This is a genomic window from Myxococcus qinghaiensis, from assembly GCF_024198215.1.
Classification (GTDB): domain Bacteria; phylum Myxococcota; class Myxococcia; order Myxococcales; family Myxococcaceae; genus Myxococcus; species Myxococcus qinghaiensis.
The window spans coordinates 273,602-291,096 of record NZ_JAKCFA010000007.1 but is presented as its reverse complement, the minus strand read 5'-3'; the positions used below and the strand labels follow the sequence as shown (position 1 = coordinate 291,096).

12 protein-coding genes are annotated in these 17,495 nt (G+C 69.5%); 8 read left to right on the top strand and 4 right to left on the bottom strand.

Annotated elements, in window-relative coordinates:
• The first annotated feature begins 119 nt into the window (after positions 1-119).
• Positions 120-674, top strand: a complete 555-nt coding sequence (locus LZ199_RS15150) for a DofB protein (protein WP_253994389.1) — start codon at positions 120-122, stop codon at positions 672-674.
• Positions 675-686: 12 nt separating this feature from the next.
• On the opposite strand, the gene LZ199_RS15145 is transcribed toward LZ199_RS15150, so the two are convergent.
• The gene (locus LZ199_RS15145; RefSeq protein ID WP_253994388.1) at positions 687-1,826 is read right to left on the bottom strand and encodes a hypothetical protein; all 1,140 of its coding nucleotides are present in this window, start codon (positions 1,824-1,826) and stop codon (positions 687-689) included.
• Between the two features lie 81 nt (positions 1,827-1,907).
• Here LZ199_RS15145 and lpdA point away from each other — a divergent pair, with 81 nt between their 5' ends.
• From lpdA to lipB, 5 genes are all read left to right on the top strand, one after another.
• Entirely contained in the window at positions 1,908-3,305 is a 1,398-nt protein-coding gene (lpdA, locus tag LZ199_RS15140) for a dihydrolipoyl dehydrogenase (protein ID WP_253994387.1), read from the top strand.
• Between the two features lie 297 nt (positions 3,306-3,602).
• Positions 3,603-4,532 carry a lipoyl synthase gene (gene lipA / locus LZ199_RS15135; protein WP_253994386.1) on the top strand — a complete coding sequence of 310 codons (930 nt, stop codon included), beginning with the start codon at positions 3,603-3,605 and terminating at the stop codon, positions 4,530-4,532.
• Between the two features lie 56 nt (positions 4,533-4,588).
• The gene (locus tag LZ199_RS15130) at positions 4,589-5,851 is read left to right on the top strand and encodes a dihydrolipoamide acetyltransferase family protein (RefSeq protein ID WP_253994385.1); all 1,263 of its coding nucleotides are present in this window, start codon (positions 4,589-4,591) and stop codon (positions 5,849-5,851) included.
• Between the two features lie 162 nt (positions 5,852-6,013).
• Positions 6,014-7,690 carry a ClpX C4-type zinc finger protein gene (locus LZ199_RS15125; protein WP_267145148.1) on the top strand — a complete coding sequence of 559 codons (1,677 nt, stop codon included), beginning with the start codon at positions 6,014-6,016 and terminating at the stop codon, positions 7,688-7,690.
• Entirely contained in the window at positions 7,687-8,772 is a 1,086-nt protein-coding gene (gene lipB, locus LZ199_RS15120; RefSeq protein ID WP_253994384.1) for a lipoyl(octanoyl) transferase LipB, read from the top strand. Before LZ199_RS15125 ends, lipB begins: the two co-directional genes overlap by 4 nt.
• Positions 8,773-8,799: 27 nt before the next feature.
• Here lipB and LZ199_RS15115 read toward each other — a convergent pair whose 3' ends face one another.
• The 3 genes from LZ199_RS15115 to LZ199_RS15105 form a co-directional block, all read right to left on the bottom strand.
• Complete coding sequence (locus LZ199_RS15115; protein ID WP_253994567.1) at positions 8,800-9,636, bottom strand: MBL fold metallo-hydrolase; 837 nt, start codon at positions 9,634-9,636, stop codon at positions 8,800-8,802.
• A gap of 49 nt (positions 9,637-9,685) precedes the next feature.
• Positions 9,686-10,360, bottom strand: coding sequence for a GTP cyclohydrolase II (gene ribA, locus LZ199_RS15110; RefSeq protein WP_253994383.1), 675 nt, complete (start codon positions 10,358-10,360; stop codon positions 9,686-9,688).
• A gap of 113 nt (positions 10,361-10,473) precedes the next feature.
• Positions 10,474-11,706, bottom strand: coding sequence for a molybdopterin molybdotransferase MoeA (locus tag LZ199_RS15105; protein ID WP_253994382.1), 1,233 nt, complete (start codon positions 11,704-11,706; stop codon positions 10,474-10,476).
• Positions 11,707-11,881: 175 nt separating this feature from the next.
• Between LZ199_RS15105 and LZ199_RS15100 the strand changes: the two genes are divergently transcribed.
• Both LZ199_RS15100 and rnr read left to right on the top strand, forming a co-directional pair.
• Positions 11,882-13,309 carry a protease inhibitor I42 family protein gene (locus LZ199_RS15100; protein ID WP_253994381.1) on the top strand — a complete coding sequence of 476 codons (1,428 nt, stop codon included), beginning with the start codon at positions 11,882-11,884 and terminating at the stop codon, positions 13,307-13,309.
• A gap of 111 nt (positions 13,310-13,420) precedes the next feature.
• Positions 13,421-17,359: a ribonuclease R gene (rnr, locus tag LZ199_RS15095; protein WP_253994380.1), complete on the top strand. Its 3,939-nt coding sequence runs from the start codon at positions 13,421-13,423 to the stop codon at positions 17,357-17,359.
• The last annotated feature ends 136 nt before the right edge of the window (positions 17,360-17,495 follow it).

The following is a 17,495-nucleotide window of genomic DNA, read 5'->3' as shown; positions in this document are numbered from 1 at the left end:
ATCAAGCCCCGTTTTCAGGCCGTGTCAGCCTCGACCCGGATGGATTTGTCCGTCACGGCTGCATCCGGACAGTCGGGCTGCGACGGTGGAGTGATTGCGTGCAGCAGTGACTCTCTTCAATGAAAGGAGTGTTCCTGCTACACATCCAGACGCGCGGCGCTGTGGAGAACGCCGGCCGGGCGCTTCTTGGAATCGAAACCGTCCGCCTCACCGGAGGCATCGTGAACGGCCCCACCACGTACAAGGCAGAGCTCATCGACCGAGTCATCTTCTCCCGCTGGCAGAATCCTCCGACCAAGGAGGACGTGGCGGCGATGCTGGCTCAGATGGAGGAGGCCTCGGCGCGGCTCAACTCGCGTCTCATCTACATCGGTTCCGTGAGCCCGAAGTCCAAGGTTCCCGACGCGAACGAGCGCACCATCCTCAACAACTTCCTCGTCGACGCGAGGAAGACGTGTGTCGAGCAGGCGTGGCTCATCTACGAGGGCACGGACCTGCAGCACAACCTCCAGCGCGTCATCATCTCCGGCGTGCTCATCCTCACCCGGACGTTCGACAACTTCCTCTCGGTCGCGAAGTCGGGCGAGTCCATCGTCAAGGACGTCAGCGCCGTCCTGAAGAAGGATGCGGCGCCCATCTTCCAGCTCGCCAAGGACCGCGGCCTGGTCGCCTGACCCCTCCGGCGCTCAGCGCGCGCCGAGGATCTCCAGCTCCAGGAGCTTGCCGTCCGCGCTCTCGGGGAACACGCTGACCGCGTCCACATCCACCAGGGGCGCGGCGGGGTGGCAGCTCTCCCACTCGCCCGTGCCTCGGAACCGGCACACGGTGGGATTGACGAACGAGAAGCCCCCTTCCGGATCATTCAGGCCCACGCCCTTCGGCGTGCGGACGATGGCTCTCAAGGTGCCCGGCCCCCGGGCTCGGACGCGGAACCCCATCAGGTGCTTGAGCGTGGGCGCATAGCCCGCGCGCAGCGCTCCATCCGCGGACCACCGGTCGCCCTTCGTCGCGTTGCTCACGTCCACGCCCGTGACGACATCGCCATCGAACGCCTGGAACGCGGGCTGGGCCCCCAGGAGCTGATCCGGCTTCACGGGCGCGGACTCCACGGGCTTCGCGCTGGCCGCCGTGAGCAGCGCCGGGGCCTGGGTGCCCTGCTGGGCGGCGGCGGCTCGCAGCACGGACAGGGGCAGCAGCTCCGGGCCCTGGCAGTGGGACACCAGCCCGTCCACGAGGGTGCGCACGGTGGGAGGCAGGTTGACCTCCGCCTGGGCCGCGGGCGCCAGTCCCAGTCGGGCGAGGGTGTCGCAGGCGGCCGGAAGGGCCGGCCCGGCGTGATCCATGCTCCACTGGAGCTCGGGGATGTTCGCGGGCTGACCGATGGCCGTCTCCAGGAGCGCCCGGGACACGGTCTGCGCGCAGGCGTTGACGTTCGGGGGGCAGTGCTCGCAGAGCGAGGCGAGCAGTCCCCGCAGGGGAGTGTCCGCCCCCTGGGAGAAGGGCGCGCGGGCGGCCAGGGCGGTCCCCAGCTCACAGGCGCGTGGAGGCGGCGTGACGCAGGCGTCCAGGCGCTTGCGGGCCTCGGCCAGGGCGGTGGGCTCCTGGGGGGCGCGCAGGGCGGCGTCCAGGGCGCGCTCCACCTGGCGGCACTCGGGAGAGGGGGGCGGCGTGGAGGGAGCGGCCGGGGCGGCGGTGGTGGCCTGGGCGGGAGGGCGCGCGGGCGGGGCCTCGGCGGCTTCATCCTGGTGCGTCACGCACCACAGGCGGGTGAAGGCGAGCAACGCCACGAGCATCAGCAGGAGGGTCCTGAGCGGGAAACGGCGCACGAGCAATCTCCTTGATTCCAACCGGGAGCGGGGGTTATCAGCCCCACCGGGTTCCATCCGCAAATAATGACGGAGGCGTGCGTGGCTGAGACGTTCGACGTGGTGATCATCGGTTCGGGCCCTGGCGGCTACGTGGGTGCCATCCGCGCGGGGCAACTCGGGCTGAAGACGGCCATCATCGAGAAGGACAAGCGTCTGGGCGGTACCTGCCTCCACCGCGGGTGCATCCCCACCAAGTCCCTCCTGTGGACGGCGGAGTTGTTCCACCACGTCAAGGAGGCGGCGGACTTCGGCATCGACCTGTCGAGCCCGACGGTCAACTGGCCGAACGCGATGAAGCACAAGGACAAGGTCGTCACCAAGGGTGCCAACGGCATCGACTTCTTGATGAAGAAGAACAAGGTGACGGTCATCAAGGGCCACGGCCGCATCGCCGGCAAGGGCAAGGTGGAAGTCACCGCCGAGGACGGCTCCAAGCAGGTCCTGGACGCGAAGAACATCATCATCGCGACGGGCTCGGTGCCCAAGTCCCTGCCGAACGTGCCGGTGGACCACAAGCGCGTGCTCAACAGCGACTCCATCCTGCAGATCGACCGCATCCCCAAGAGCATCATCGTCCTGGGCGCGGGCGCGGTCGGCTGTGAGTTCGCCTCCGTCTTCAACCACGTGGGCAGCAAGACCTCCATCGTGGAGTACCTGCCCGCGCTGCTCCCCATCGAGGACGCGGACATCTCCAAGGAGCTGGAGAAGATCTTCCGCCGTCGCGGCATCGACGTGCACACGGGCTCCGCGGTGGAGAAGGTGGAGCACACGGCGGACGGCGTGCGCGTCACCATGAAGGTGGGCAACGAGACCAAGACGCTGGAGGCGGAGATCCTCCTGTCCGCCGTCGGCCGCTCGCCGGTCACCGAGGACGTGGGCCTGGACAAGACGTCCATCAAGACCGAGCGCGGCTACATCAAGGTCGACACCATGCTGCGCACCAGCGAGCCCAACGTCTACGCGGTGGGCGACGTCATCCCCACGCCGATGCTCGCCCACATGGCCAGCTCCGAGTGCGTGCTCGCGGTGGAGCACATCGCCGGGAAGAACCCGCAGCCCATCAACTACGACCTCACCCCGTCCGCCACGTACTGCTACCCCGAGGTCGCCTCGGTGGGCCTGACGGAGAAGAAGGCCAAGGAGCGCGGCTACGACGTCAAGATCGGCAACGCCCCGTTCGGCGCGGTGACGAAGTCGGCCATCACCAATGAGTCCACCGGCCTCATCAAGATCGTCTCCGACAAGAAGTACGACGAGGTGCTGGGCATCCACATCATCGGGCCGCACGCCACGGAGCTGCTCGCCGAGGCCTGCGTCGCGCTGAAGCTGGAGATCACCACCGAGGAGCTGGCGGGCACCATCCACGCCCACCCGACGCTCTCGGAGATCGTCCACGAGGGCGCCGAGGCCACGCTGGGCCACCCGCGCCACTTCTAGGCCGCGTGTGAGTCCTGGGCTCCTCATGGGAGCCCGCTCAGGCCGTCCCGGAGCCGCGTCTCCGAGGACGGCCTTTTCGTGTCCGGGCGCTCGGAAGCACGGGTGGACGCCTGGGGGGCGGGCCCGCTGAAGGGAGCCGGGGTTGGCCGGCCCGAGGCGCTCCCCAGGGCTGCCCGGCCGGAGCGGGAGCATTAGTAGGAAGACGACGCGCGCGAAGGGCCTGCCAGAGCTGACGCCTCGCGTTAGAGGCTTCAGGCTTGAACGTCTTCCGCCCAAACCATAGAAGGCCCGCGACCCATGGCGACTCCTGATCGGTTCCCGCTGCCCCAGGTGACTGAGACCACCCGCAAGCCGGACTGGCTGAAGGTCCGCCTGCCGCATGGCGAAGGGTACGAGCGGGTCAAGGCCATCGTGAAGCGCACGAAGCTGGCCACCGTCTGCGAGGAGGCCCGCTGCCCGAACATCGCCGAGTGCTGGGGCGGTGGCACGGCCACGGTGATGTTGATGGGCGAGGTGTGCACGCGCGCGTGCCGCTTCTGCCACGTGAAGGTGGGGGCGCCCCCGCCGTTGGACCCGATGGAGCCCATCCACCTGGCCCAGGCCGTCAAGGAGATGGACCTGGAGTACATCGTCGTCACGTCGGTGAACCGGGATGACCGGCCCGACGGCGGCGCCAGCCACTTCGCCTCCGCCATCCGCGAGCTGCGCCGGGAGAGCCCGCGCACCATCGTCGAGGTGCTCATCCCCGACTTCAAGGGCGTGGAGCAGGACCTGACCACGGTGGCCGAGGCGAAGCCGCACGTCGTCGCCCACAACGTGGAGACGGTGGAGCGCCTCACCCCGACGGTGAGAGATCGCCGCGCGAAGTACGCCCAGTCGCTGCGGGTGCTCGAGTATTTGAAGAGCCGTCCCGAGGGCCTCTACACCAAGACGTCCGTCATGGTGGGCCTGGGTGAGACGGACGAGGAGCTGGAGCAGACCTTCAAGGACCTGCGTGGGGTGGGCGTGGACGTGCTCACGCTGGGCCAGTACCTGCAGCCCTCGCAGTACCACCTGCGGGTGGAGCGCTTCGTCACCCCGGCGCAGTTCGAGTCGTACAAGAAGCTGGCCGAGTCCTATGGCTTCCTCTACGTGGCCTCGGGTCCGCTGGTGCGCTCCAGCTACCGCGCCGCCGAGTTCTTCATGAAGGGCCTGATGGAGCGCGAGCGCCTCGAGCGGCTCGCCTGACCGGGCCTTCATTCGTGGCTTGACGCAACCCCCGTTCCTCTCGGAAAGACACCCCCATGGCAACCTTCGAATTCAAGCTCCCCGACCTCGGTGAAGGCGTGATGGAGGGCGAGCTGGTCAAGTGGCACGTCAAGGCTGGCGACGTCGTCAAGGAAGACCAGGTGCTCGCCGAGGTGATGACGGACAAGGCCACCGTCACCGTCCCCAGCCCGAAGGCCGGGCGCGTCGTGTCGACGCACGGAAAGGAAGGGGACATCGCGAAGGTCCACCACCCCCTCGTCACGCTGGAGATCGAAGGCGCGGCTCCCACGCAGGCCTCGGGCCATGGTGCTCCGGCCCCCGCGCAGGCGACGGCTCCCGCGCAGGCCCAGGCGGCGGCTCCGGCCGCGGGCGCTTCGGTGCAGGCCTCGAAGGTGCTGGCCACGCCGGTGACCCGGCGCATGGCGCGCGAGCACGGGCTGGACCTGGCGACCATCCCCGGCAGCGGTCCGCAGGGGCGGGTGACGAAGGCGGACGTGGTGGCGGCGCTGGAGGGGGGCGGGGAGCAGAAGAACGTGGTGGCGACTCCCGCGCAGGCGCGTCCCGCGGCGCCGGCCGTGTCGTCTGGGCGTGCGGACGAGCGCGTTCCCTTGCGCGGCCTTCGCAAGAAGATCGCCGAGAAGATGGTGCGCTCGAAGTTCACGATGCCGCACTTCGCGTTCGTGGAGGAAGTGGACGCGACGGACCTGGTGGCGCTGCGCACCCGGCTCAACGCTCAGCTCGCGGCGTCGGGTGACACGACGAAGCTGAACTACCTGCCGTTCATCATCAAGGCGACCATCGCCGCGCTGAAGAAGTTCCCGCACCTGAACGCCAACTTCGACGAGGCGGCGCAGGAGCTGGTGGTTCGCGGCGAGTACAACATCGGCATGGCGGTGGCGACGCCGGACGGCCTCACGGTGGCGGTGGTGAAGGACGCGGACCGGCTGACGCTGGCGGAGATTGCTCGCGAGACGGCGCGGCTGGGCGCGGCGGCCAAGGAGCGCAAGCTGAAGCTGGAGGAGCTGACGGGCGGCACCTTCACCATCACCTCGCTGGGGCAGAGCGGCGGCCTGTTCGCCACGCCCATCATCAACCACCCCGAGGTGGGCATCATGGGCGTGCACAAGCTCAAGAAGCGCCCGGCCGTGGTGAAGGACCAGATCGTCATCCGCGACATGATGAACCTGTCGCTCTCGTGCGATCACCGCGTCATCGACGGCTCGGTGGCCGCGGACTTCGTCTACGAAGTCATCAAGTACCTGGAGAAGCCGGACCTGCTGTTCCTCGCCATGGCGTGACGTCACGCCGCGCGGTCCCGGGCGGAAGGTTCGTCCGGGTTCCGGGGGCTGGGAAGGCCCCTGGGCCGCTGGGGAGAGGGCTGACCGCTCGCCGGGCATTCCGTCCGGCGGCATGCGTCGAGGCCGGGCGGTGGTCCACCAAGACGGTTAGGCTCTGTCCGTATGGCCGAGAACCCTCGCGAGCTGATCCGCGCCGCGCAGTCCGCCGAGCTGCGGGGTGACGTGACTCGCGCCGTGGAGTGCCTCCAGAAGGCGGCGGCGCACTACCGGAGCGCGGGCAATGCCCCCCGGGCCCTCCAGTTGCTGCGCCATGCGCGCCGGCTGGACACGAGCCGCCTGGATATCCTCGAGGAGGTGAATCGCCTGGAGGGGATGTCGGGGACGGCGTTGTCCTCGGAGGACGAGGACTCTCGCCTGGCGGATGAGGTGGTTCGCTCCATCGAGGCAGTGCCGCTCCCGGAGCTCGCTCGTCGGCAACGGTTGATGGACGAGGCGCTGCGCGACGTGGAGTCGCAGCCTTCGACGAAGTCCCCCGAGCTTGAGGCCTGGGTGCTGGACACGGACGTGAGCGAAGACCTCCAGCGATTGGAGACCCAGCTCGCTCGCGTCGCGGCCTCCGTGGAGCCAGGGCCTTCCGAGGGGCACAGTGCTTCGGTGGCGCTGCCCTTCCGCGCTTCGGAGTTCGTGCGTGCGGAGCGCCCGCGCGGCGCCGTGGATGATCAGCTCTTCGAGACGGCATGGAGGCCAGGAGCGCCGGAGGGAGAGGAGTCCCTCGGAGGAGACCTGGTGCTCGCGTCGACGGGGCAGGCCGATGCGCGTGGCTTGGACTCGGATGCGGAGGGCCTCGGTACGAATGTGTCGGAGGAAGCCACGCCGAGACGACGGCGCGGACCTCGCATCATCGAGCGTGGACCCACTCGCGCGGATGCGGCGCTTGATGCGTGGTGCTCGTTCTGTTGCCGCCCGCGAGCGGAGGTCGGCGACCTGGTCGCGGGACCCGCCGGGGCCTTCATCTGCAAGGCGTGTCTGACGGAGTCCGCCTCTCTGCTCGGGGACGTGGACCCTGTTCCTCGCCCGATGGAGCAGCCGGTTTCGCCGGTGCGCTCCGAACCCGCGGTCCAGTTCGTGGGGCAGCCGGGTTCGCCGGTGCGCTCCGAGCCCGCAGTGGAGTTCGTGGGGCAGCCCGAGGTCCGTGTCGCGCTGGAGCGGGCGCTTCAATCGGGTGCTTGCTGCATCCTGCTCGTGGGCGCCGAGGGTTGGGGGAAGAGCATCCTCCTCCAGACGCTCCAGCGACAGGGCAGGGGAGCCGTCACTCCGGTGGCCTCGCTCACGGAGACCTCATCGACCTCGCCTGTGTTCATCGAGGACGTGGAGCGCCTGGGCGCCGAAGACGCTTCCGTGCTCTCCACCTTCCTGGCCCGTGAGGTGCGTCCCCGCGTGGTGCTCAGCGCGCGAGGACTCGCCGCCGAGCCGGGGAAGCTCCTCCTGCGCGGAGGCGAAGAGCGCCTCGCCGTGCCCACGACGGAGGCTCTGTCGCGCGCGGTGCGCGGGCTCATCCCCGTGGGCATCCTGGAGCACGTCCAGGTGCTGCTCTGCCTGCGTCAGCCCACGCGCGCGGACTACGTGGAGATGGCTCGCGCGCGACTGTCGCTGCGTGAGCCCAAGACAGTGCTGTCCGACAGCGTCCTCATGGCCTTCGCCGCCGAGGCCGAGCGCTCACCCCGCGCTGGCCACGAGATGCGGGCCCTCCTCCAGCGGGTTCCCCCAGGGACGTGGGAACTCGAGAACGTGACGAAGCCGACGCCCCCTCGAAAGGGCCGGCGGAAGGGAACGTCGTGAACACCATCACCGTCTACCGGCTCGGCCGGGTGGAGTACGAGGACGGCCTCAACCTGATGCGCCTCTTCGGCGACTCGCGTCGAGAGGGGCTGAGCGGCGACGTGCTGCTCCTGCTGGAGCACCCCCCCATCCTGACCCTGGGTCGGGGCGCGAAGCGGGAGAACATCACCGCCTCCGACGCGAGCCTCGCCGCCGAGGCCGTGAATGTCTTCGAGACCAATCGGGGAGGCGACGTCACGTACCACGGGCCCGGACAGATTGTCGGCTACCCCATCTTCCTGCTCCCGGAAACGCGCCGCGACGTCCGCCGCTACGTGCGCGATGTCGAGCGCTCCATCATGGAAGTGCTGGCCGAGTGGGGCATCAACGCGGGCCCCATCCCCAAGTGGCCCGGCGTCTGGATTGGTGAAGATGGCGCGCCCGACACGCGGAAGATCGCCGCCATCGGTGTCCACCTTTCCCGGTGGCTGACGACGCACGGCTTCGCGCTCAATGTGAATACGAAGATGGAGCACTTCCGCTTCATCGTGCCCTGTGGAATCCGCGAGGCCGGCGTCACCTCCATGCAACGCGAGCTCGGGCACCCCGTGCCTGTCCCGGACGTTGAAGAGGCGCTCGCCCGGAGCTTCAGCGGGGTGTTCGACAGCGAGCGCGTGGATGCGCCGCCGCCCCTGCGCACCATCAGCATCGCCGTCGTCCGAGGCCACGGTCCGGAGGCGCGCGTGCTGCTCGGGCGACGTCGCCCCGAGCGCGGCGGCTTCTGGCAGATCCTCACCGGCCGCGTGGAGCAGGGCGAGTCACCCGCTCAGGCCGCCAGCCGCGAGCTGGAGGAGGAGACGGGCCTGCGGCTTCCCACGGAGGACCTGGCCTACCGCCATTCGTTCGCCATCGGCGAGACACTGCCGCCCGTCATCGCCGAGGAGAGCGCCTTCGCCGTCCACGCCCCGCCAGACGCCGAGGTCCGCCTGGGCCCCGAGCACGAGGACTTCGAGTGGGTGGACGTGCCCACCGCGCTGGAGCGCCTGCCCTTCGTCGGGCTGCGCGAGGCGGTGAAGCGCGCGGTGTCGCGGCGCGGCGCCTGAGTCCAGGGCCGCGCCCACGTCGCGCGGCTACAGCTTGAGGACCATCGCTTCCTTGGCGGCGATGGCTTCCGGGCGGTGCTTGCGCACCTGCCGCAGCAGCTTGTCCATGGCCGCGTCGTCGCGCCCCGGGTCGTGGTGGAAGAGCACCAGTGTCTTCACCTGCGCGGCATCCGCGGCGGCCACGGCGGCCTGCCACGTGGAGTGGCCCCAGCCCGTGCGCGCCGGCCCACAGCGGCCGTGGTACTCGTCCTCCGTGTACATGGAGTCGTAGATGAGCAGGTCCGCGCCGCGCGCGAACTCGAACATCACCGGGTCCAGCTCACTGCCGTGCTCCACGTCCGTGGCGTAAACCACGGAGCGGCCACCGCACTCCACGCGGTACCCCAGGCTGCCTCCCGGGTGGTTCAGCTCCAGCCACCGCACCTCGGCCGGGCCTATCTGGAGCGTCCCACCCGGCGACAAGTCCCTGTACGTGAGCTTCGCGCGGAAGGTCCCCTCCGCCGTCACCGGGAAGTAGGGCTGAACCATCTGCCCGCTCAGCAGCTCCCGCGTGGTGCGCCCGTTTCGCGACGGCCCGTTCACGGTCAGGTCGCTCGTGGGGATGAAGATGGGCGCGAAGAAGGGAAGGCCCTGCAGGTGGTCGTAGTGGTAGTGCGAGATGAAGATGTTGCCGCTCACCGGACCCGAGCCCGGCGTGAGCAGCGAGTCGCCCAGCGCCCGCGCTCCCGAGCCCAGGTCGAAGATCAGCAGCTCGTCCCCACACCGCACCTCCACGCACGGCGTGTTGCCGCCATAGCGTTGGGTCTGCGGACCGGGGGAGGGGATGGAGCCGCGCACTCCCCAGAAGCGCACCTCGAAGGGCACGCGGGCCTGATTGCGCACGACGGCGTTGCGCCGCCGCGCTGGCGTCTTCTCAGCCGGCCTTGGCTTCCGTGTCGTCGTCCTCGGCGAAGAGCTCAATCAGGTGCCCCGTACGCTCGCGCTTCGTCCTCAAATAGTCGAGGTTATGCGGATTGTGCTCGGTCCGGGAAGGGATTCGACGCAGGACGGGAATGCCTTCCTCCACCATCCCCGCGATCTTCAGGGGGTTGTTGGTGATGAGATCCACCGAGCGTACGTCCAGCGAGCGCAGCATCTCCGCCGCGATGTCGTAGCTGCGCAAATCATCCGCGAAGCCGAGCTGACGGTTCGCCTCGTACGTGTCCAGCCCCTTGGACTGGAGGGCGTACGCCTTGATCTTGTTCCCCAGGCCGATGCCCCGGCCCTCCTGACGCAGGTACAGCACCACGCCCAGCTTCTGCTGCGTGATGAAGTCCAGCGCCCGGTCCAGCTGCTCGCGGCAGTCGCACTTCAGGCTGCCAAAGACTTCGCTCGTCAGGCACTCAGAGTGGATTCGCACCGGCACCCCCTCCACGCCCGACACGTTGCCCGCGACCAGCGCGACGTGCTCCCGGCCATTGCGGCGATCCCTGAACACGATGGTCCGCAAGGGCCCCCGCTGCGTGGGGATGTCCGCTTCCGAGAACCGCTCCAGGTGCTGCGTGGGCTTTCGGGTCGGAAGAACCTGGGGTGAGCGAATGTCCGACATGTTGTTTCAGTCTCCAGATGCGAGGCCCCCTGTTTGGTGCCCCCATGAGCGCAAGTCAAGGCGGACTCACCTGACGTTCCCCGAAGAGATGCACGACGGGCGGATCCGGTTTCTCAAGACCCCCAGGAGAGGGGTAGCAATTCCACCGCGTCCCCATGAGACAAGCTGCTGGCTTCCCTCCCAAAGTGCAGCAGGTGGGTGGCGGCGGCAGCGGAGCGGAGCACCCCCGACGTCTGCGTGGCCAGGGGGCGGGCCCAGAGGTTGCCGTCCTTCCAGGCGGCCGTCACCCGGACGAAATGCGCCAGCCCCGGAGGCTTGGACAGCCGACCGTCCAGGCGCCCGGGAACTCGCGCGGGCTCCACGTCCATGTGGCCGAGCAGTCGGCGGATCGCCGGCCGGACGAACAGCTCGAAGGTCACCAGCGAGGAGGTGGGGTTGCCGGGGAGCCCGAAGAACAGGGTGCTGCCGCGCTTGCCCACCACCAGCGGCTTGCCGGGTTTGATGGCCACGCGCCACAGGTGCTGCTGCACGCCGATGGCGGCGAGGACCTCCTTCACGTAGTCGCGCTCGCCCACGGACACGCCCGCGCTGGTGAGCACCACGTCGAAGCCCTGGGCCCGCGCCAGGAACTCGCCCACGGAGTCGCGGGTGTCCTGGGCGATGCCCAGCAGGGATGGCTGCCCGCCCGCGCGGCGGACCGCCAGGGCCAGCGACGGGGCGTTGGTGTCGACGATGCGGCCCCGGGGCGGCTCGTCCGCGCGGCACAGCTCGTCGCCGGTGGAGAGGATGGCCACCCGGGGGGCGCGGGGGACGGGCGCGGACAGGATGCCCTGGGCCCAGAGCAGCCCCAGCTCGGGGATGCCCAGGGGCGTGCCCCGGGCCAGCAGCAGCGCCCCTTCCTTCGCGTCCTCGCCCCGAGGCCGCACGTGCTGGCCGGGCTCCACGGCCTCCAGGATGTCCACCTGATCCGCGCCCCCGTCCGGCACCGGCCGGGCCCGCTCGCGCATGACCACGGCGTCCGCGCCCTGGGGGAGGGGAGCACCGGTCATGATCCGCACGCAGGTGCCCGGGCGGACCTCCTGGCGCGGCGTGCCGCCCGCGTAGACGGTCTCCAACACCGGCAGTCTCACCGGCAGGGGGCCCGCCAGGTCTCCGGCGCGCACCGCGTAGCCGTCCATCGCCGAGTTGTCCCAGGGCGGCAGCGTGCGCTGGGCGAGCACGTCCTCCGCGAGCGTCCGGCCCAGGCCCTCATCGAGGGCCAGCCACTCAGCGGACAGCGGCGTGGCCAGGGCCAGCACCCGGGCTCGGGCCTCGTCTTCCGGAAGCAGCGTCGCGGCGTCGTTCATGAGCGTCATCTTCAGCCCGGTTCGCACCGAAAGTCCGAGAGAAAATCAAGTGTTAGTTTGACAGCCCATCTGATCATCGTTACAAGCTTCAATCATCGCGAAGCCTGCCAGTCCTCCTGGGGGTGGCGTGGCAACCCGTTGAAAGTACACGGGAACTCTCAAGGAGACAGCGTCGATGGCCAAGCCCAAGTCCGGGGCCAAGAAGGCGACTCCCGCTGGAAAGACTGGCGCGAAGTCCGCCGCGAAGAAGGATAAATCCGCCCGGCTGGACCTGATCAAGAACGCGTCCAAGCGGGTCGCTACTTCGACGACGAAGGTGGTGAAGGCGGTCGGGGAATCAGTGGCGAAGGGCGCGAAGGCTTTGAAGAAGGCGGCCGCCGAGACCGCTCCCGACAAGGAGAAGGTCGTCGAAAAGGACAAGGCTGTCGAGAAGGAGAAGGTCGCTGAGAAGGCGCCTTCCAAGAAGTCAGCGGCGAAGCCCGCTCCTGCGGCGAAGTCCGCCACGGCGAAGCAGCCCGCTGCTCCCGCCGCCAAGGCTCCCGCTGGGACGAAGGGGGCGCCGGGCAAGGGTTCCAAGGCCTCCGCTCCCGCGGTGCCCGCCGTGGAGAAGCCGAAGCCGCGCGCCACCAAGCTGCCGCCCCCGGGCGAGCCGCTCACCAAGCGTGAGATGGAGCAGCTGCTCACCGCCGGCGAGGGCCGCGGCGTGATGGGCGAGGGCAGCCTCAAGGGCCGCCTCGTCGTCCTCAACGAGCTGCCCAACCTGGTGGTGGTGGGACGCGACAAGCGAGAGCTCACCTTCCTGCTCCAAGGGCCGGATCAGGAGGTCCTCCCGGCCTACGTGAATCACAAGGTCTCCGTCAGCGGGATGATCCGCAAGACGACCAACCACGGCGGCGTGGTGGACGTGCGCAAGTACTCCGCCAAGAAGCCGGAGACGGAAGTCGTCGAGGCGCCGCCCGCGGACACCGAGCCCCGGCTGCGTTACCTGTCGCCCGGCGAGGTCTCCATGGTGACGGCGGCCGGCATGGGCGCGGGCATCAAGGGCTTCGCGGCCGTGCGTGGCAACCTCGAGATGAACGGCGAGGAGTTCATCCTCGTCGTCTCCAACGGCGGCACGCGCCAGCAGGTGTCCTTCCTCATCGAGGGCAAGGCCGCCGTCAAGAGCCTGCGCAAGAACGTGGGCCACACGCTGCAGGTCATGGGCGTGGTGGACAAGCTCTCCGGCTGGGGTGGTCGCATCACCGCGGAGAACGTGGAGCCGCGTCCGTCGGAAGCGCGTGCGGTGTCTCGCGACGAGATGGAGATGGTCCATATCGAGGGCGAGGTGCCCACGTCCGTGGACGTGAAGCTCAACCACGGCCTCACGGTGCGCCTGCCCGAGCAGCCTGGGTTCACCTGGGCCATCGAGCCCACGGCGGCCAAGCGCGTGGGCCTGCGCGAAGCCAATTTCGAGCCGGGTCCCAACGGCGGTCCGGCGACCCGCGAGTTCTTCTTCACTCCCCGAAACCCGGGGACTTTCGAGGTGGAGTTCTTCCTGGCCAAGGCGCTGACGCCGGGCCTGGTGGACCGCTCCTTCAAGATCAACGTCACGGTCAAGCCCTGAAGAACGTCGCTTCCCGGAGGAAGGCTCTGGGAAGCAGTCGGTTGCCGGGGGGTTCCCGCCCGGCCGCTTCGGGCTTACCCGTTCCCGTAGCGGCCGAGCCGCGACCCCACCGTGAGCATTTCTTCAGACCTTCTCCAGCAGATCCTCTCCGAAGCCGACCACCCGCTGGGCATCAAGGAGCTCCTGCGACTTGCGGGCCTGCACCCTGGCCAGCAGACCGAGCTCAAGCGCTCCCTCCGGGAGCTGGTGCGCCAGGGCCACGTCGTCAAGGAGGGCAAGCGCTTCCTGCGCTCCGGTCCTCGCCGTGACGACGGCTTGGCCGTGCCTCCGCCGGTTGTCCCTGACGTGCCGGAGGTCGCCGTCCGCGCCGACCACCGGCCCCGTCATGAGCGGGCCGGTCCCCATACCCCCTCCACGCGCGAGCGCCTCACGGGGCATGGTGCCCGAGGCCAGGAAGGCGGCTTCAAGGGCCGTGCTCCCGACGCCCGTGGCGCGCGCGACTTCGGCCGCGCGGACGGCGCCCGAGGGCGCGAGCGTCGGGACTTCAACAAGCCGGGCTCTTCGCGCCGCGAAGAGGGGCGTGAGCGCTTCGGCCATCGAGGCCCGCGTCGCGCGGCCTTCGGCGAGGTGCTGGACACGGTGGAGGGCATCCTCCACGTCCACCGCGACGGCTTCGGCTTCGTGCATCCCGTGGGCGGAGAGGGCGAGAACATCTTCCTGCCCCCGGCCGAGGCGCAGCGCGCGCTCGACAATGACCGGGTGGTGGTGGAGGTGGCGGGTCGGCCCGGCCGGTACGAGGGGCGCCTGGTGCGCGTCGTCGACCGTCGCCGCGAGCTGGCGGTAGGCGTCTACACGACGCAGGGCCGCCACGCGCTGGTGCTGCCCACCGACACCAGCCTTCCCGGCCCCATCCGCGTGCCGCAGACGCAGATGGCCCAGGAAGGAGACTTGGTGAAGGTGCGCCTGGGCGTGGGCGCGAACCTGTTGGAGCCGGGCCGCGGGCTCTTCGGCGAGGTGGCCGGCTCGCTCGGCAAGCCGGGGACTCCGAGCTCCGAGGTGATTGGCATCGCCTACTCGCAGGGCTTCTCGGATGAGTTCCCTCCGGAGGTCATGGACGAGGCGGACCGCTACGCCGTGACGGTGTCGGCGGAGGAGGCGAGCGGGGAGGAGCGCAAGGACCTGCGCTCGATGCAGCTCGTCACCATCGACGGCGAGGACGCGCGCGACTTCGACGACGCGGTGTACGTGGAGGACGTGGCGGGCGGGTGGCGACTGGTGGTCGCCATCGCGGACGTGACGCACTACGTGCGCGAGCGCAGCGCGCTCGACGCGGAGGCCTTGCGCCGCGCGACGTCCGTGTACCTGCCGGACCGCGTGCTGCCCATGCTGCCGGAGCGGCTCAGCAACGGCATCTGCTCCCTGCGGCCGGACGAAGACCGGCTGTGCATGGTGGCGGACATGACGTTCGACGCCCAGGGCCAGCGGCGCTCGTCCACGCTGTACCCGGCGGTGATGCGCAGCGCGGCGCGCTGCACGTACAACGAGGTGCAGGACGTCCTGGATGGCAAGGACGTGCCGCACCGCAACGCCTTCAAGCCGCACTTCGAGAAGATGATGTCGCTGGCCCGCGCGCTGATGAAGATGCGCAAGGAGCGGGGCGCCATCGACTTCGACATTCCCGAGCACAAGGTGGTGCTGGGCAAGGACGGCCTGCCCGAGCGCATGGACAAGCGCGAGCGCAAGGACAGCCACCGGCTCATCGAGGAGTGCATGCTCGCCGCCAACGAGGCGGTGGCGCGCTTCTTCCAGGACGAAGGCCTGCCCACGGTGTACCGGTTCCATGGCGAGCCGGACCCGGAGAAGCTGGCCGCCTTCGGGGCGCTGGCGCAGGCGTACGGCTTCAAGCTGCAGATTGATGACGGCGTGTCCTCGAAGGAGCTGGATGCGTTCATCAGTCAGCTCACGGGGCACCCGGAGCAGCGGGCGCTGAACCAGCTCCTGCTGCGCTCGATGATGCAGGCCGTGTACACGCCGTCGAAGGTGGGCCACTACGGGCTCGCGGCGGAGCACTACCTGCACTTCACCTCGCCCATCCGGCGATATCCGGACCTGTTGGTGCACCGGCTGCTGAAGGCGCACTGGGCACGGCAGGGGCGCAAGCCGTCGCTGGCGATGCTGGACCGCGAGGAGGAGAAGCTCGAGGACATGGCGATGCAGTGCTCCGACAGGGAGCGCGCGGCCATGCAGGTGGAGCGGGAGGTGGTGTCCTTCTACGCGACCCTGATGATGAAGGACCGGGTCGGCGAGGAGTTCGCGGCGACCGTGGCGGCCATCACCGACTTCGGGTTCTTCGTCGAACTGGACGCAGAGCACGTCGAGGGGCTGGTGAAGGCGGAGACGCTGGGGCCGGGCTCGAAGCTGGACAAGCAGACGCACTCGCTGGTGTATCCGAACGGGCGACGCGTGCGCGTGGGACAGAAGCTCCGCGTGCGGCTGCTGTCGGCGAATCCGACGGCGCGGAAGATCGACTTCGACGCGCTCCAGTTCGCGGGCGAGGCGCCGCTGACGCGTCATGAGGGCGCTGCACCCGCGCGTCGTCGCCCCGAGCCGCGCGAGCAGCAGCTGCCGTACGGCAAGCCCAAGCCGGGCAAGCCTGGACAGTGGGAGCGCGACACGACGCAGGGCGCACCGGCTCGTTCCTGGGCCGCGCGTGAGGAGCCCTCGCGTCCTCGTGGGCGCTTCGTGCGAGAGGGGCGTCGCGAAGAGGCCGCCGTGCCTTCACGTGGTGAGCCTGCGTTCAAGAAGCCCTGGAAGGACGACGCGGCGAAGACGCAGTCTGGTCCTCGGTCCGCGGGCGACGCGCAGGGGCCGAAGCGGCGGATGTTCGTGCGGCCGGAGCAGGCCGCTGGCTCGGACGCGAGCAGCGTGCCCGTGCAGGAGGCCCAGGAGGTCCGTGAGGAGGCCGTGCCCGAGGTGCCCGCCACGCCGACGTGGTCGGGGCCTGACGCGAGCGAGAGCGCGGGGTCGTCGCCGCATCCCGGGTTCGACCGGCTGCGTGCGTTGGCCGCGCAGGGCCAGCCCGCGAAGAAGGGTGGCCGGCCTTCGCAGCCCCAGTCGCGGCATGGGCAGGGGCATGGCGGACATGGCGGCAAGCCTTCGTCGAAGGACAGTCGCTTCAACCGCCCCGCGTCCGTCATCGTGCCGCCGAAGCCGCCCGCGGAGGTGAAGCCCGAGTTCGCTCCGGAGAACTGGCAGCCTTCCGTTCCGCCCGAGCCTCCGGCGAAGCCGCCGGTTCGCGAGCAGCAGGAGCCCGTGGCGCACTCGACGCCCGACGTGGCGGCGGCGCGGACGGCGGAGGTTCCCTCGAAGCCGTCTGTGCATGTGTCGACTCCGGCTGAAACAGTCAGCGCTCCGCCTGCGGCCCAGCCGCTGGTGGCTCGGCCCGCCGTGGTCTCCACCCAGTCACGGCCCGAGAGCGTCACGCCTGTGCCCGAGAAGGCGCCGACTCGTGCGAAGCGGGCGGCAGCCGTCAAGCGCGATGTGGCCACTGCGCCCTCGAAGGCTGCCTCGACGAAGGTGGCGGCCAATGTCGCCTCGGCGTCGCGCACTTCGACTGCGAAACCGAAGGCAACGGTTGATGTTGCCTCGGCGTCGCGTAAGCCGACCGCGAAACCTAAGGCGACGGTTGATGTTGCCTCGGCGTCGCGCACTCCGGCCACGAAACCGAAGGCGGTGGGCAAGATGCCTGTCGTGCTGACTCCTGCGAAGCGAGCTGCTTCGGCCAAGGCGCCTGCGAAGAAGGCTGCTCCCGCGAAGCCGTCACGCGCCAAGGTGCCCAAGGCTCAGCCGCCGAAGACCAAGGTGTCCACGGCCAAGGCCAAGGCTCCAAAGGCCTCGGCGTCCAAGTCCCAGGCGAAGGCGCCGAAGGCAAAGCCCGTGAAGGCTGCTGCCGCCAAGGCGAAGTCGCCCAAGAGCCAGCCGAAGCGCCCGGCCAAGGCCTCCAAATCGTCGACGTCCGGAGGCAAGGGGAAGGGGAGCGCGAAGCGCTGAGGTTCGGCGGTCGCGCGCATCTCCGCGTCGGCTGCCGTGTGCGGCAGGGGAGCGCGAATCGCCGAGGTTCGGCGTTCGCGCGCATCCCTATGTCGGCGGAAAGCCCCTGCTCGGGAGCGCAGGGAACGTCGCGAGT

Coding starts and splice junctions, on each gene's coding strand:
- LZ199_RS15150 (WP_253994389.1), top strand. CDS start 120: ATGAAAGGAGTGTTCCTGCTACACATCCAGACGCGCGGCGCTGTGGAG.
- lipA (WP_253994386.1), top strand. CDS start 3,603: ATGGCGACTCCTGATCGGTTCCCGCTGCCCCAGGTGACTGAGACCACC.
- LZ199_RS15130 (WP_253994385.1), top strand. CDS start 4,589: ATGGCAACCTTCGAATTCAAGCTCCCCGACCTCGGTGAAGGCGTGATG.
- LZ199_RS15125 (WP_267145148.1), top strand. CDS start 6,014: ATGGCCGAGAACCCTCGCGAGCTGATCCGCGCCGCGCAGTCCGCCGAG.
- ribA (WP_253994383.1), bottom strand. CDS start 10,360: ATGTCGGACATTCGCTCACCCCAGGTTCTTCCGACCCGAAAGCCCACG.
- LZ199_RS15105 (WP_253994382.1), bottom strand. CDS start 11,706: ATGAACGACGCCGCGACGCTGCTTCCGGAAGACGAGGCCCGAGCCCGG.
- LZ199_RS15100 (WP_253994381.1), top strand. CDS start 11,882: ATGGCCAAGCCCAAGTCCGGGGCCAAGAAGGCGACTCCCGCTGGAAAG.